The sequence below is a fragment of the Aeromonas sp. BIGb0405 genome, from assembly GCF_024807335.1.
In the GTDB taxonomy this organism is placed as follows: Bacteria; Pseudomonadota; Gammaproteobacteria; order Enterobacterales; family Aeromonadaceae; genus Aeromonas; species Aeromonas rivuli.
The window spans coordinates 336556-352010 of sequence record NZ_JANUEP010000001.1 but is presented as its reverse complement, the minus strand read 5'-3'; the positions used below and the strand labels follow the sequence as shown (position 1 = coordinate 352010).

15 protein-coding genes and 3 tRNA genes are annotated in these 15455 nt (G+C 56.4%); 8 read left to right on the top strand and 10 right to left on the bottom strand.

Annotated features, from left to right (window positions below):
• Positions 1-26: 26 nt before the first annotated feature.
• The 6 genes from uvrY (at position 27) to M2366_RS01720 (ending at position 3905) form a co-directional block, all read left to right on the top strand.
• Positions 27-671: a UvrY/SirA/GacA family response regulator transcription factor gene (gene uvrY, locus M2366_RS01745; RefSeq protein WP_005904670.1), complete on the top strand. Its 645-nt coding sequence runs from the start codon at positions 27-29 to the stop codon at positions 669-671.
• 119 nt (positions 672-790) lie between these two features.
• A complete protein-coding gene (gene uvrC, locus M2366_RS01740) occupies positions 791-2650 on the top strand; it encodes an excinuclease ABC subunit UvrC (RefSeq protein WP_259268790.1) in 1860 nt (619 codons plus the stop codon).
• A gap of 170 nt (positions 2651-2820) precedes the next feature.
• Positions 2821-3375: a CDP-diacylglycerol--glycerol-3-phosphate 3-phosphatidyltransferase gene (gene pgsA / locus M2366_RS01735; protein WP_042042074.1), complete on the top strand. Its 555-nt coding sequence runs from the start codon at positions 2821-2823 to the stop codon at positions 3373-3375.
• A gap of 218 nt (positions 3376-3593) precedes the next feature.
• Positions 3594-3669: transfer RNA gene (locus M2366_RS01730), tRNA-Gly, on the top strand.
• Positions 3670-3704: 35 nt separating this feature from the next.
• A tRNA-Cys gene (locus M2366_RS01725) sits at positions 3705-3778 on the top strand.
• Between the two features lie 41 nt (positions 3779-3819).
• Positions 3820-3905: transfer RNA gene (locus M2366_RS01720), tRNA-Leu, on the top strand.
• A gap of 534 nt (positions 3906-4439) precedes the next feature.
• Here M2366_RS01720 and M2366_RS01715 read toward each other — a convergent pair.
• From M2366_RS01715 to M2366_RS01690, 6 genes are all read right to left on the bottom strand, one after another.
• Positions 4440-5423 carry an MDR family oxidoreductase gene (locus tag M2366_RS01715; protein WP_042042081.1) on the bottom strand — a complete coding sequence of 328 codons (984 nt, stop codon included), beginning with the start codon at positions 5421-5423 and terminating at the stop codon, positions 4440-4442.
• Between the two features lie 50 nt (positions 5424-5473).
• A complete protein-coding gene (locus M2366_RS01710; protein ID WP_259268789.1) occupies positions 5474-6109 on the bottom strand; it encodes a TetR/AcrR family transcriptional regulator in 636 nt (211 codons plus the stop codon).
• A 229-nt stretch (positions 6110-6338) separates the two neighbouring features.
• A complete protein-coding gene (locus M2366_RS01705; protein ID WP_042042083.1) occupies positions 6339-6587 on the bottom strand; it encodes a GlsB/YeaQ/YmgE family stress response membrane protein in 249 nt (82 codons plus the stop codon).
• Between the two features lie 131 nt (positions 6588-6718).
• Positions 6719-7453: a UDP-2,3-diacylglucosamine diphosphatase gene (gene lpxH, locus M2366_RS01700; RefSeq protein ID WP_042042084.1), complete on the bottom strand. Its 735-nt coding sequence runs from the start codon at positions 7451-7453 to the stop codon at positions 6719-6721.
• A 70-nt stretch (positions 7454-7523) separates the two neighbouring features.
• Positions 7524-8156, bottom strand: a complete 633-nt coding sequence (locus M2366_RS01695) for a DUF4269 domain-containing protein (RefSeq protein WP_259268788.1) — start codon at positions 8154-8156, stop codon at positions 7524-7526.
• Entirely contained in the window at positions 8146-8643 is a 498-nt protein-coding gene (locus M2366_RS01690; RefSeq protein ID WP_042042086.1) for a peptidylprolyl isomerase, read from the bottom strand. Before M2366_RS01690 ends, M2366_RS01695 begins: the two co-directional genes overlap by 11 nt.
• Before the next feature lie 371 nt (positions 8644-9014).
• Here M2366_RS01690 and cysS point away from each other — a divergent pair, with 371 nt between their 5' ends.
• Positions 9015-10391, top strand: coding sequence for a cysteine--tRNA ligase (gene cysS, locus M2366_RS01685; RefSeq protein ID WP_259268787.1), 1377 nt, complete (start codon positions 9015-9017; stop codon positions 10389-10391).
• A gap of 172 nt (positions 10392-10563) precedes the next feature.
• On the opposite strand, the gene M2366_RS01680 is transcribed toward cysS, so the two are convergent.
• Positions 10564-11241 (bottom strand): hypothetical protein, encoded by a 678-nt coding sequence (locus M2366_RS01680; protein WP_259268786.1) that lies wholly within the window; start codon positions 11239-11241, stop codon positions 10564-10566.
• Positions 11242-11243: 2 nt separating this feature from the next.
• Positions 11244-12305: a ParA family protein gene (locus tag M2366_RS01675; protein ID WP_259268785.1), complete on the bottom strand. Its 1062-nt coding sequence runs from the start codon at positions 12303-12305 to the stop codon at positions 11244-11246.
• A gap of 1149 nt (positions 12306-13454) precedes the next feature.
• Here M2366_RS01675 and M2366_RS01670 point away from each other — a divergent pair.
• Complete coding sequence (locus tag M2366_RS01670) at positions 13455-13760, top strand: hypothetical protein (protein ID WP_259268784.1); 306 nt, start codon at positions 13455-13457, stop codon at positions 13758-13760.
• Positions 13761-13872: 112 nt separating this feature from the next.
• Here the strand turns inward: M2366_RS01670 and M2366_RS01665 are convergent, their stop codons facing one another.
• Both M2366_RS01665 and M2366_RS01660 read right to left on the bottom strand, forming a co-directional pair.
• The gene (locus M2366_RS01665) at positions 13873-14148 is read right to left on the bottom strand and encodes a hypothetical protein (RefSeq protein ID WP_042042104.1); all 276 of its coding nucleotides are present in this window, start codon (positions 14146-14148) and stop codon (positions 13873-13875) included.
• Positions 14149-14676: 528 nt separating this feature from the next.
• Positions 14677-15438 (bottom strand): substrate-binding periplasmic protein, encoded by a 762-nt coding sequence (locus M2366_RS01660; protein ID WP_404972775.1) that lies wholly within the window; start codon positions 15436-15438, stop codon positions 14677-14679.
• Between the last annotated feature and the right edge of the window lie 17 nt (positions 15439-15455).

Here is a 15455-nt window from a genome sequence, read left to right as displayed (position 1 = left end):
AACAAGATAAGAAACGGGGTGTTTGGGTGATAAATGTATTCCTGGTCGATGATCATGAGTTGGTGCGTACAGGGATAAGACGCATTCTGGAAGACGTCCGTGGTATCAAGGTGGTGGGCGAGGTACAGAGTGGCGAGTTGGCGGTCACTTTCTGCCGTCAACATCACCCGGATGTGATCCTGATGGATATGAATATGCCGGGGATCGGCGGGCTGGAAGCGACCCGCAAGATCCTGAGATTGCGGCCCGATGTCCGCATCATAGTGCTGACCATTCATTCTGAAAATCCGTTCCCGACCAAGGTGATGCAGGCGGGTGCCGCCGGTTATCTCACCAAGGGTGCCGCGCCGGAAGAGATGATCCACGCCATTCGCCTGGTGCACTCTGGTCAGCGTTACATCTCCCCCGAGATAGCCCAGCAGATGGCCCTGAGCCAGTTTGCCTCCGCCGACGAGAACCCCTTCAAGTCTCTGTCCGAGCGCGAGCTGCAGATCATGATGATGATCACCAAGGGGCAGAAAGTGACCGATATTTCAGAGCAGCTCAACCTGAGCCCGAAAACGGTCAACAGCTACCGCTACCGGCTGTTCAGCAAACTCGATATCAATGGTGATGTAGAGCTGACTCACTTGGCTATTCGTTATGGCATGCTCGATGCCGATACCCTGTAACGATTGATGAGAGTGAAATATAAAGAGGCGGCTTGAGCCGCCTTTTGCGTTCTTGGGCGGCGACGAGGTAAGCTGCTGCCATCCAAGCCCTTTTGTGTTGCTGCCACGCCGAGTGCCTTATGACGACCAGCCCATCCTCTTCCTCCTCCTTCGACAGCAAAGCCTTCCTCAAGGTGGTCAGCCACCAGAGCGGCGTCTACCGCATGTATGACAGCGGCGGTACTGTCATCTATGTGGGTAAGGCGAAGGATCTGAAGAAGCGGCTCGCCTCCTATTTTCGCAGCAAGGTCGACAGCATCAAGACCCGTACCCTGGTACGTCAGATTAGCGATATTCAGGTGACGGTGACCCATACCGAGACCGAGGCACTGATCCTCGAGCACAACCTCATCAAGCAATATCAGCCGCGATACAACGTGCTGCTGCGCGATGACAAGTCTTACCCCTGGATAGTCATCACCGGCCACCGCCATCCGCGGATCGGCCTGCACCGGGGGGCCCGCAAGTTAAAGGGGGACTATTTCGGTCCTTACCCCTCAGGGGGCGCGGTGCGCGAGAGTCTGCACCTGATGCAGAAAATATTCCCGGTGCGTCAATGCGAGGATGCGGTCTATGCCAACCGCAGCCGCCCCTGCCTGCTCTATCAACTCAAGCGCTGTGCCGGTCCCTGCGTGGCCGGTCTGGTGAGCGAAGAGGAGTATGCCCAGCAGGTCGAGCTGGCCCGCTTGTTTCTGGCGGGCAAAAATCAGCAGGTCATAGGCTCGCTGGTGGGCAAGATGGAGTCTGCCAGCGGCGACTTGCGCTTCGAAGAGGCGGCCCGCTATCGGGATCAGATCCAGGCGCTGCGCAAGGTGACCGAGCAGCAGTCGGTGAGCGGCAACGTGCTCGATGAGATGGATGTGGTCGGGGTGGCCTTCGAGCAAGGCACCGCCTGTATTCATGTGCTCTTCATTCGCCAGGGCAAGGTGCTCGGCTCGCGCAGCTATTTCCCCAAGGTGCCCGCCGATACCGACCTCGATGAGGTGGTGCAATCCTTCCTGCTGCAGTTCTATCTGTCGGGGCAGGGGGGACGCCAGATCCCGAGCGAAGTGCTGCTCGATGTGGCCCTGGAGGATGAGGCACTCATCGCCGATACCCTGAGCCAGACCGCGGGTTACAAGGTGCGGGTACAGAGTCGCACCCGTGCCGAGCGCGCCCGTTTCATCAAGCTGGCGGCCATCAACGCCCAGAGTGCGCTGCGCTCGCGGCTCGCCCACCAGAGCACCATGGCGGCGCGTCTTGCCCAGCTCGAGGAGTTGCTCGAGCTCGATGGCCCCATCAATCGCATGGAGTGTTTCGATATTTCCCACACCATGGGGGAGCGCACCGTGGCGTCTTGCGTGGTGTTCAACCGGGAGGGGCCCTTCAGCGCCGAGTATCGTCGTTTCAACATAGAGGGGATCACCGGCGGCGATGACTATGCCGCCATGGAGCAGGTGCTGGAGCGCCGCTTTGGCAAGCAGCAGGAGCCGGACAAGGTGCCGGATGTGCTCTTTATCGATGGCGGTCTGGGGCAGTTGCGCCGCGCCGAGGAGATCCTGGCTCGCCAGCTGGATTATTTGGGGGGCAAGCACCCCCTGCTCATCGGCATCGCCAAGGGGGTAACCCGCAAGGCGGGGCTGGAGACCCTCATCATGGGGGAGAGCCATGAAGAGCTTCATCTGCCGGCAGACATGCCTGCCTTGCACCTTATTCAGCACATTCGCGACGAATCCCACCGTTTCGCCATCACGGGTCACAGGGCGCGTCGCGCCAAGGCGCGTACCACCAGTACCCTGGAAGAGATCCCGGGGGTGGGACCGAAACGGCGTCAGGCGCTGCTCAAATATCTGGGGGGTCTGCAGGAGGTGAAGAAGGCCAGTATCGATGATCTGGCCCGGGTCCCCGGCATCAGCACCGAACTGGCACAGGCCATTCATGAAGCGCTGCACGGCCATTGAGCATGGTGGCATGCATAAGGGCCGTGACGGGGAGGGGACCGAAATGCCATAATGACCCGGTATTTCAAGGTTATTGATGGATTAATAAACTAAGGCGGGTGTCAGCCCGGTTGTCATGGCAACCGGCTTGGGGCTACCATCTAGCGGCATACAAGAAGTGGCTGAAAATAATGACAAATATTCCTAATCTTTTGACGTTTTTCCGGATATTGCTGATCCCCGTCTTCGTCGTCCTGTTCTACCTGCCTTACCAGTGGTCCTATCTGGCGGCGGCAATCGTCTTCTTCCTGGCGGCCGCCACCGATTGGTTCGATGGCTACCTGGCCCGCAAGCTCAACCAGTCCACCGCCTTCGGTGCCTTCCTCGATCCCGTCGCCGACAAGATCATGGTGGCCGCCGCCCTGGTGGTCATCGTCGAGCACTACAACACCGTCTGGGTCACCATACCCGCCATGACCATGATAGGGCGCGAGATCATCATCTCGGCCCTGCGCGAATGGATGGCAGAGCTCGGCAAGCGCTCCGCGGTCGCGGTAAGCTGGATTGGCAAGTGGAAGACCATGATCCAGATGGCCTCGCTCACCGGCCTGATCTGGCAATACGACATCTGGATGGTGTGGTGCTCTTACCTGCTGCTCTATGTCGCGACAGTGCTCACCTTCTGGTCCATGTTCCAGTACCTGCGCGCGGCCTGGGGAGATCTGACCTACCACTCCCGTTTCTGATCGAAAACACACTGTCGTGTTCTGGGCCCGCGCCAGCGAGCGGGCCTGGAGCAAGAGTGATGGTTTAGTGCTTTGGGTCCAGGTAATGACAACAAGCATTGAAAAAAGACAAAAAGAGTAAAAAATGGTCGAACGATCAGAGTATTAAATATTTGGGGTTGACTGGTGAGCCAGCATCGCTAGAATGCGTCTCGTAGTCAGGCGTTACGCCAGACCCTGCGGGAATAGCTCAGTTGGTAGAGCACGACCTTGCCAAGGTCGGGGTCGCGAGTTCGAGTCTCGTTTCCCGCTCCAAATTTAGACAATCGAGAGCCAACTCTCTTTTTCATGGCGCGTTAGCAAAGCGGTTATGCAGCGGATTGCAAATCCGTTTAGTCCGGTTCGACTCCGGAACGTGCCTCCATATTGATAAGCTCGCATCATGAGCTTGATACCGATTGCGGTGCCCGAGTGGTGAAATCGGTAGACACAAGGGATTTAAAATCCCTCGCTTTCTGAGCGTGCCGGTTCGATTCCGGCCTCGGGCACCATTAAAAATCAAAGACTTACGAAGGCCACTAGCAATAGTGGCCTTTTTGTTTTTTCCTCAGTGTCCACATTTGATCCACACAGAATTATTCTGGCAGTTCTTCTAGCTTCACCTCGAGTTGCAGGCGGTGACCCTGGTCGCTGAGGTCATGAATCATCTGGGACAGGGCGCAGATCTGACATTTATATTGGTAGTGTCACATTCGCCGTTGAAAGGCATGCTTTCCAAGTCCAAGTCCAAGTCCAAGTCCAAGTCCAAGTCCAAGTCCAAGTCCAAGTCCAAGTCCAAGTCCAAGTCGTGGCGCCATCAATTAATGCAATGATCTAAGGTCCCCCGAGGGGGTGGCCTTAGTTTTTCTGCTTAGAGGGATGGACATCAGTTCATATTGTGTTGGCCTACAGCCGAGTCGAGCCGAGCAGAGCGTGGTTAGAGGTATCAGACAAGTGAGTGCCTTCTTGTGGCGTTAGATCGAGAAGAGAGGATGGCGAGATGGGTGAGAACCCAGGCGAGCGTAACCGCCCGCCTGGGGTTGGGATCAACCTTGGACGTTGACCACTATCCGGCCGCGTACCTTGCCAGCCAGGAAGGCATCACCCTGTGCAACGGCCTGGGAGAGAGGGATTTCCCGGGTGATGAGGTTGAGGCGCTCGATGTCGAGATCGTCGGCCAGCCTTGCCCAGGCCTGATGGCGCAGGGAGAGCGGGGCCATGACGCTGTCTATGCCGCAGAGGGTCACGCCACGCAGGATGAAGGGCATCACGGTAGAGGGGAAATCCATGCCCCCAGCCAGTCCACATGCCGTCACGACGCCGCCGTAACGGGTCGTCGCGCAGGCATTGGCCAGGGTGTGACTGCCCACGGTATCCACGACACCGGCCCAGCGCTCCTTGCCAAGGGGGCGGCCCGGCTCGGACAGTTCGCTGCGATCGATCACTTCTGCCGCGCCCAGTGACGTGAGGTAATCCGCTTCGGCGAGACGCCCGGTGGAGGCGACGACCCGATAGCCCAGTTTGGCCAACAGGGCAATGGCCACACTGCCGACGCCGCCATTGGCGCCAGTGACCAGAATGCTGCCATCACCGGGGGCCACGCCGTGTTTTTCCAGTGCCAGCACGCAGAGCATGGCGGTATACCCGGCCGTGCCAATGGCCATGGCTTCCCGGGCACTGAAGCGAGGGGGCAGGGCTACCAGCCAATCCCCCTTGACCCTGGCTTGTTCGGCCAGTCCACCGCAATGGGTTTCACCCACGCCCCAGCCATTGAGCACCACCTTGTCGCCAGCCTGCCAATCGGGGTGGCTGCTGTCCAGCACTGTGCCTGCGAAGTCGATCCCCGGGATCATCGGGAATTTACGCACCACAGGTGATGCCCCGGTCAGTGCCAGGCAATCTTTGTAATTGAGTGATGACCACTCGACGGCCACGGTGACATCCCCCTCGGGTAACGTCTCCTGGGCGATGGCCTGGTAGGTGGCGCGATAGCCCGCCTCATCTTTCTCAATCAGGATACCCTTGAACATGCTGTGCACTCCCTTAATTGGACTGGTTGCTTATTAATGATCGGTAAAAATCACTTCGCTATCTTCATGAAAAATTGGAGGAAAGAGGTCATTGGCTCGGTGGAGCCCGCCAACCTTGCCCGCAGCACGGCCCCTTCCCAGCCGATCCAGAACTGGTGGGCGAGGGCCGCGCAGTCGCTCTCCGGGGCCAGCTCTCCCGCGGTCACGGCGTCCTTGAGGGATTGCTCAAGCAGCGCCTCCCAGCCGCAGAGGATCTGCTCGAGCCGCAGACGCAGCGCAGGTTCGAGCTGAACGACCTCCTGACCCAGGTTGCCGATGAGGCAACCGCGTTTGAAATCAAACCGCTCCAGTCCCCGGCAGGCGCTATCGACAAAGGCATGGAGTCTGGCCAGGGGCGCTTGGTTGCTATCCCCTAGGTAGCGGGTCAGCTTGGCGCAGAAGTAGTGGTGATAGGCATCCATCACCGCCAGGGTGAACTCACTCTTGTTGGCAAAGTAGTGATAGAAGGAGCCCTTGGGGATCTGGGTGGACTTGAGCACCTCGTCAATGGAGGTGGCACTGATACCCCGCTCGGTCAGCAACGCCATACCACGGCGGATCAGCAGGTCACGGGTGTCTGCATAGGATTGCCCATGGAGGGCTGGGCGGCCACGGGGGCGGCGAGGAAGCGCGTCGTTTGTGTGCATAGGGGTTATTAGACGCCTCATCTAGAAATAGATCAATTCACAATGATGAACCCATGTCGAGCCTGGTTTCTCCCTCCACCCTGGGCAGTCATCTGAGGGGAGCAGGCGGCAGTCATCTCCCTGGTTGGCCTCTCTGTTGAAGAGAGCCAGCATCACCACACCAGGTTGAACCCAATAGCAAGGGCGCCCCAAGGCGCCCTTTTGATACTAGATGGCCGTGACCGGCCGCTTAGTTGCTCATCTTCTTGTAGATAAACAGCACCAGCAGGGCGCCGATCACGGCGATGATCAGGCTGGGGAGATTGAAGCCCGTCACTGTGCCCATGCCGAGCAGGGTGCTGACGTAGCCCCCGACCATGGCACCGACCACCCCCAGCACCACCGTCATGATAAAACCGCCGCCATCTTTGCCCGGCATGATCCACTTAGCCAGTATGCCCACGAGCAGACCCAGCACAATCCAGGAGAAGAATCCCATGACACTATCCTCATCAATGTTTGGAAGTCAGACTATAGGCCCAAATGTCACCCAGGCACAGGGCCCTCAGGAGGGCATGAGCCAGCAATCGTCGGACTCATGGGCCGTTAACAGCCTAGTTCATCAGCACTTTACTCGATAGGACGCAGTGGCCGTGCCTCAAGCTGCTGGCCACTGGGCTTGCACACCAGTATGGATCCCTGCTCGAACCAATCCCCCAGCACGATGCGGCGGGCGCTGCGTTTGCCGAGGCGAAAGTCGTGAATGGCGGGTCTGTGGGTGTGGCCGTGGATCAGCAACTGGCAGTCATGGGCTTTCATCAGATCTGCCACGGCCTGCTCGGTGACGTCCATGATGGTGTGGGGCTTGTGGCTGTTTTGCTGCTGGCTCTGGCCACGCAGCTTGCCCGCTATCTTGCGACGGCGCGCCAGGGGCAGGCGCAGGAACAGCCAGCGCAGCCAGCTTAACTGAGTGATGCGGCGAAACTTCTGGTAGTCGACATCGTCGGTACAGAGCCGATCCCCGTGGCTGAGCAGGGTGCGGGTGCCATAGAGATCGATGATGCAGGGATCGGGCAGCAGCATCATGCCAGCCTGTTTGGCAAAGCCCTTGCCGAGCAAAAAGTCGCGATTGCCGTGGATGAAATAGAGTGGCACACCGCGCTTGCTCAGGGCCAGGAAGGCATCGGCCACTTGTTGGTGGAGCGGGCAGGGATCATCGTCGCCAATCCAGAACTCGAACAGATCGCCGAGTACATAGAGGGCATCGGCCCCCGGCGCCTCCTGTTGCAGAAACTGGATCAAGGCCGCCGTCATGTCGGGGCGGGCGCTGCAAAGGTGAAGATCACTGATAAAGAGGGTGCTCATGGGGCCCTATTGGTGAAGGTCATGGCGAAACGCCAGGGTTAAGAGTTGAAAAACGGGAATGCGGGATCCGTTAACGCTGGGGCCAGTGTAACAAGCCAAGGTCGCTCCCTTCCAGCGTTAGCAGTGCCAGATAGGGATCGCCCGGCAGCGCCAGTAGCTGGCAGATGGCGGCTTCCCCCTTGAGACCCTGCGTCAATCGCAGGTGCAGCACTGCGCGGTAGAAGTCGATGCCAAAGTGCTCAAGCAGCGCCGCCATCAGGCCAAGATGACGCCAGCCGTGCAACGATTCGATGGGCCCGGGCGTGACATAGAGCTCGAGAGGCCAGCGTTGACCATCTTGTCCGGTCAGGTGTCGCTCCAGCAGCCAGATGCCGTTGCCCTGGCCATGCCAGCCCTGTGCGGCGAGGCCCATGGCAAGGCTCGCCGGATCGGGATGCTGGCAAATGATATCGAGATCGCTGCCGGGCCTGTCCAGACCGATGGCCAGGGTGCTGACCAGGGCCAGATCCTGACAAGTTGCCTGCAAGGCTGCCCAGAGGCCATGTTCGGTCAGCAGGGCATGGGCCGCGCGTTGGCGATCATTGCCCTGGGCCAGATAATCGACGCGGCGCCAGTCAGCGCCAGATTGGCCTCGCGCAGATGGAAAAACTGCGGCCGGGGCCGCAGTGTTATCAGTGCGCAGAAGGCAGCAATCAGTCAGCAAGGGTGACCTTGGTGATGACCACATCTTCTACCGGCACGTCCTGGTGCATGCGGCCGGAGTTGCCGGTCTTGACGCCCTTGATCTTGTTGACCACGTCCATGCCGGCGGTCACTTCACCGAATACGCAGTAGCCGAAGCCCTGGGTGGTGGCGGATTTGAAGTCGAGGAAGTCGTTGTTGCTGACGTTGATGAAGAACTGGGCGCTGGCGGAGTGCGGCTCGGAGGTACGGGCCATGGCGATGGTGCCGACTTTGTTGGACAGGCCGTTGGCCGCTTCGTTCTTGATGGAGGCGCGGGTCTCTTTCTCGTCAAAACCGGCGGCGTAGCCACCGCCCTGGATCATGAAACCGTCGATGACGCGGTGGAAGATGGTGTTGTCGTAGTGACCATCGCGGCAGTATTGCAGGAAGTTGGCCACAGTTTCCGGGGCTTTTTCCGCGTTCAGGGTCAGGGTGATGTCGCCGTGGTTGGTGTGCAGAGTAACCATGATATGTCCTTTATTCTGTCGGGTGAAAAGTGGGCATGTGACCGGGCCCGGAGGCAGTCACAGGCAAGCTTTCATCTAGGGGTAAAAATAGTGGCCGCAATTCTAGCCTATCCCGGTCCCCGGGCAAAGTCGCACGACCCTCTCAGGAGATCAACCCATGACGGGCGTCAGCAGATCGGCCAGGGTTCATGCTGGGGAGCGGCCTGGTCCCGTCCCCATCTTGGCTGCATCGATACCGGCATGGCCGCCAATTGGCGAAAAAGCAGCCAGCCTGGACCAAAAAGGCGGCGACTGGTGGCCCCGGCTCGTTTTCTAAAGGGGATGCGGTTAGAATGGCAGGCCATTTCACTCACAGGCAGTGGTTCTCATCGATGCTGAAGATATACAACACACTCACTCGTCAAAAAGAAGAATTCAAACCCATCCACACCGGCAAGGTGGGCATGTATGTGTGTGGTGTCACCATCTATGATCACTGTCACATCGGCCATGGCCGCACCTTCGTCTCCTTCGACGTGGTGGCCCGCTACCTGCGTTACTGCGGCTATGAACTCAACTACGTGCGCAACGTCACCGACGTGGATGACAAGATCATCAAGCGCGCCGCCGAGACCCAGGTCACCTGTGACGATCTCACCGAGCGCCTGATTGGCGACATGCATGCCGATTTCGACGCCCTCGGCATGGTGCGCCCGGACATCGAGCCGCGCGCCACCCAGCACATCCCCGAAATCATCGACATGGTCGAAGCACTGATCGCCCGGGATCACGCCTACGTGGCGGACAACGGCGACGTCATGTTCATCGTCGAGTCCTATGCCGACTACGGTAAGCTCTCGGGCCAGGATCTGGAGCAGCTGCAGGCCGGCGCCCGGGTCGATGTGGTCGAAGCCAAGCGCAACCCCCTGGACTTCGTGCTGTGGAAGATGTCCAAGCCCGGCGAGCCGACCTGGGAGAGCCCCTGGGGCCCGGGTCGTCCCGGCTGGCACATCGAGTGCTCCGCCATGAACTCCAAACACCTTGGCAACCATTTCGACATCCATGGTGGCGGCTCTGACTTGCAGTTCCCCCACCACGAGAACGAGATCGCCCAGTCCTGCTGCGCCCACGAAGGGGAGTACGTCAACACCTGGATGCACAGCGGCATGGTGATGGTGGACAAAGAGAAGATGTCCAAGTCCCTCGGCAACTTCTTCACCATCCGCGACGTCCTGACCCATTTTGATGCCGAAACCGTGCGCTACTTCCTGATGTCCGGCCACTACCGCAGCCAGCTCAACTACTCGGAAGACAACTTGAAGCAGGCCCGGGCCGCCCTGGAGCGGATGTACACAGCCCTGCGCGACCTGCCTGCGGCCGCTGCCGCCGGTGGTGACGAGCAGGTGGCCCGCTTCAAAGATGCCATGGATGACGACTTCAACACCCCGGAAGCTTACTCCGCCCTGTTCGACCTGGTGCGCGAGATCAACCGCCAGAAGGCCGAAGACATCAATGTCGCCGCATGCCTCGGTGCCCGCCTGCGGGAACTCGGCGCCGTGCTCGGCATTCTGCAGCAAGACCCGGACGCTTTCTTGAAGGGTGGCGAAGCGGACGACGAAGTGGCCGAGATCGAGCAACTGATCGCCCAGCGCAACCAGGCCCGCGCCGACAAGAATTGGGCCGCCGCCGACGCCGCCCGCAACCGTCTCACCGAGATGGGCATAGTGCTGGAAGACAGCGCCGGCAAGACCAGCTGGCGCCGTGCCTAAGGCTGGTGGCCCTGTTGGTGCCAACAGGTTGACCCAATAAAAAACCGCAGCCCGAGGGCTGCGGTTTTTGTTTTGGTTTTTAGATAAACTGGATTGCTACATTTAAAGAAAAATAGAAATGCTTCACTTTTAGTTGCATGTAAAGCATAACTAAATTCTCAATAACTTGGGGTTATGCTAAGTTTTTAAAAACAGGCGTAGATAGTGAAGTGTTTAATTTATAGTCAGCATACTTAGAAAGCCATCTCATTTTTTCTTGCACTGAGGATGATTTTTTTAAACCTTCAGATATTATCTTTTCGATGGATTTTATCAGGACGTCTCGAGTTACGATTGAATCACTATATAAATAATCTACAAAACAAAGACCATCATCTTCTCGCTTAGCTTTGAACGTTGGGTTGGACATTACTTCTGGAGATAGCTGAATAAGATCGTCAGATATAATTACTCTAGGCTGCTTTGCAAGGTTGCTCTCCATATAATAAGCATCGATCAATGCTTTGCTGAACAAAAAGTTATTGCTTATGAAATGCTTTCCAAATGTGATACCACCTCTACATAAGAAACCATTCACAAGTAGATTTCTTTGCCAGTTTGAAATTGCATCAATGAATAACGGCAATCGTTCAATTACAAAAGGAGAGCTTAATACAATTGAATCAGAAAACTGTATCAATTCATACTTCATCCCCCCCCCTAATACTTGCTCTGCTTGACAATGAACATCAAAGAGGCGAGATAGGTATTGCTGCCCTGATGGTGATTCACTATCACGCTTCACCATATCGGAAAATCCAAGTATATCAATAAATGCTACGAAATATGTGTCCAGCTCTATATTTGGCATGGTTAAATTGCAACCTCTAGTCGTTCAGCTAGTTGCTTGAAGCAACGCCTATAATTATCCATTCTTGCAGTTGCATCATCCCAAGTCGCACCATTCCATTCTGCCCCAGAATCAGTTATTAATGCTGTGTCAGCTTTGGTAATTGAAAAAACTGGCTTGCCGACCTCTTGCATCAGCGGAGCAAGTGAACCAAAATCTGGTATTTGTGCGGCAATATATGTTTCACGAGTTACTGGGCAAAGTGGTCGTTCTTCAGTCGAGGATTTTGTTAAAATAGGGAGAAGGCATTCATTGATTTGCTCTGGAATTCGTTTCATCCAAACATCGAAGCCTTTTTTGGGTTTTCCCTTATACATTTTAAAGAACTGAGATATTGCACCAAGAAACTGAGGCTTGCCATGTTTAACGGGAAGAGCATAGCTAGAATATGTATTGTAAATTTGAGCATGCTCTTCCAACCATCTATTTAAGATTGAAGATAGCGTTTTTATAGCTTGGACATTAAATCGATCGGGTGCAATAGGTACAAAAAAAGCGTCACATGATAAGAAGAATGCACGTGTAAGGGCACCAGCACTTGGGCCTAGGTCTATAAAGATGTAATCATATTTATTTTTTTCACCCAATCTTGTGAGCATATCACCAATCGCAACATAAGTTCTCATCAAATTAGTACGACTTGCAAATCGTTGACTGTGGGCTTCAGAAAGCTCATCTTCTATCGAAGTCAAATCGACACTTCCCCGTACCAGCTCTAAATTATCTATTAGAGGTACAGGTATTATTTGATCTATATCTACTTCGGGTACTGAGCCTTCTATTCTTGGTATCAACGCGTCAAGAATACTTGTTCCTGGAAGTTCGTCAATAACATCTGAATCAGCTGCTTTATCATCTAGTTCAGATATTATTCGGCTGAGACAAAGCTCGGTTAAATTACACTGTGGATCTGCATCTATCAAAAGAACCTTTTTACCATTTAGAGCTAAATAATAAGATAGATTAAATGTGGTTGTGGTTTTTGAAACACCACCTTTATGGTTGTACAAGCTTATGACTTTCATGTCTTTATCCCTTCTGGTTAATTGTAATACTGTAAGCAATAATTAAATGTTTCTTTCATTGTAACTGGTATGGTTTGCATATTTATTTGGTAAGGTGAATTAGATGGCTTTGACATGCCACTCTAGTGTGGGATATAAATTGATTGGAGATATTTTTTACTTTAATTTATCAACGACTACTACCCTTAGCCTATAGTGATTAAAAATAGCTTGATTTTTATCATAAGTGAGACACTACAGAATAGTAGCTATTCTGGCGGCTGGACTATAGGGTTGGAAATAACCAAAAGTATAATTTTTACAACTTTGCTATCACTCTACTATTTATTATTCTCTGCGAAAGTATTTCTGATGCAATCAGTAAAGGCTACAGACGTTGTCACATTGAGATATCAACTCGGGCTATGGGTTGGGTGTTGCCCCCTGTTGTTCGCCGAGGTAAGCCCGTTTGTCCAGGCCGCGAGGCAGGATGCCGAGCGAGCGCCGCTGGGCCAGGGATGGCCCATCGGCGCGTGCCGTGGGACAAACGGGTGAACCGAGGGAACCCGACGCAGGAGGGCGAACAAGCGGGGGTGGCCTTTCTTTTGGTGACTTTTCTTTGGCCACGCAAAGAAAAGTCACTCGCCTCAGCCCGAAGGGCGGGCGAAACGCCGTCGAGGATGGAATCCTCGTGTCCTGCATGGCGAAGCCATGCCCAAAGCTGTTGGCGACCCCTCACCCTAACCCTCTCCCGCAAGGGGAGAGGGGATCAATCCGAAACCCCGTCGAGGGCAGCGCCCTCGTGTCCTGCATGGCGAAGCCATGCCCAAAGCTGTTGGCGACCCCTCACCCTAACCCTCTCCCGCAAGGGGAGAGGGAATTGTTACCGTGGACGATTACGCTTCGCTAATCGACCCTACTGGTTCCGAGGCTGGTGGGAGGCACCTGTCGAGGACAGCGTCCTCGTGTCCTGTATGGCGCAGCCATGCCGATACCGTATCACCGCATAAAGACGTTACCCTGGTGCAATGCGCTGCGCTTATTGCACCCTACGTGCATATTGCCCCCAACGTCTCGCCCGAAGGGGAGGGGAACTCTCCTGTTGCTTGGTGCCTTATCCCCCTGGATGCTAGGATGCCCAACGTCCATCCAGTGCGAGCGTAATCAGCCATGACAAAGCAGTCAGTCAGCAACAACTTCATCATGCAGGCAGTGCGCAGGCTAGGGGCGAAAGTGACCACCCTCTTTGCGGGGCTCTGTGAGTTCCAGCAGCGCATCTGGGTGGTGAGCATCATCAAGGATGCCTACACAGACACCTTTATCGTCAATGAAGACAGCTTCGAGGAGCCGATGCAGTGGATGCTCCGCAAGGGCTACAGCGCCGACTTGCTGCAACGGGTCAATGAGATGCGGCGCTCCCAGGTGATCCAGCTTGAACTCGGGGATGTCAGCCATCGCCTGATGCGGGTCAAATAGCCCCGCTGGATTAGCGCTGTCGCCAACCCGCCCCCAGATGCCATGGGCGGACAAGCTCCCGTGACGTCACCCTTGCCCCATCGGCCCCCGCGATGGTGGCCTATGCCACTGCTTATTTTTCTTTGGTTCTCTCCGCCTTCAGGGCCCCGGCATAGATGCAAAACGCCGAGTTGTAGTCGTTATAGGCAATGGCGTAATTGAAATCGCAAAAGTAGGCCGGGTGCTTGGTCGCAATGGCATCCCCTGCCTTGCACTGGGTCTGCATGTTCTCCACGAGCCCGTCATTGTTTCCCCCCAGGCAGGCCTTGCCCGTGGTCTTGTCGTCGCCGCAGGCCGTCAGCAGGGTACAGAGGGCGATGCCCATCAAGGGTTTGATTAGGTAGTGCATGTTGATCCCGACCAAATGAAAAATCCTGACTGTGATGAGGGTGCCATGGGCTGCTGACGTTTCACCATGCATCGGTGCCATGCGCGTCGCTTGTTGGCGCCCTGCGGGAGCCGCATGCGTTAGACACGCTACCGCCCCTGGCTGTCGCTGCCACAGTGCGCTGACCCTGGATAAAAGAGGGCCAACAGGCACCCATGGCCATATTACGGATCCCGCCAGGCAGGAGTCACGGCATTGCGACGATCCCGGTCGGATATATCTGGTTTTCTTGCGCTGCTTCAAACTTCGGGCCATCCAGGTCCCTTTTTATCTCGCAATCCGGGGTGGCCAGAGGGGGAAGTCGTTGGCTGAACGGCCCCGTGACGGATGTTAATGCGCCATGGATGAGGGGGCGGGCAGGGGCGGGTTGAAGGCGTGTCTTGCGGTGCAAGGCGAGGGGCCTTGGGCGTTCACGTCAGGGGCAATTCTGGTCGGCGATATGCGGTTCTGTGAGCCGCGGCCTCTGGTGAGGCCGCGCTGAAGAAGGGATCAGGGGGCGGGGAAGTACTTGCGCTGGATCTGCTGAAATGCGCTGCTGGCCAGCACCTGGGTCAGGCCCTGTTGGAAGCTCTTGACCACCGCATCATCGACCCCCTGGCTAAAGGCGTAGCAGAACTGCTCCGAGCTCAGCACCCAGCGCACCTGATAGCGGGTCGGATCCGCGCCCGGGCTGCTTAGCAGACTCATGACGGTGGTCTTATTGGTCGAAACCAGATCGACCCGGCCCGAGTCGAGCATCTTGATGGCCTGACCCAGGCGGTTGGCACTTATCACCTTCTGTTCGTCAAAGCCGTTGTTGAGCAGCAACTGCTCCCCGACGTCGGCCCGCACCGCCCCTATGTTGTACTGCTGGGCATCTTCGAGTTTGTTGATGGTGATCGCGCGCCGGGTCAGACCCAGCAACACTATCTCGGCGTAGCCGATGGAACAGGCCCATTTGAACAGCGGATCCCGCGCCTCGGTGCGGGCGGTGGAGAAGAGCACCACATTGGGTTTCTGGGTCAGCAGGTAGTAACCCCGGGCCCAGGGCATGATGGCGATAGGCTGGGGCGGCGTTGCTGTCTGTTGCCAGACCCGTTGCAGCAGCTCGACCGCGAGGCCCGCGGGCTGGCCCGTCTCATCGAGGTAGTTGTAGGGGCGATACTCTTCGCTCAAGTAATGGAGGCTCGCCAGCGGCGTGGTGGCCCAGGCCGGTGCGGCGAGCATGAAGATGATCAACGGCAGACTGAATGGGGTGGTCCATGCTCTCATGCGGCCTTCTCCTGTGC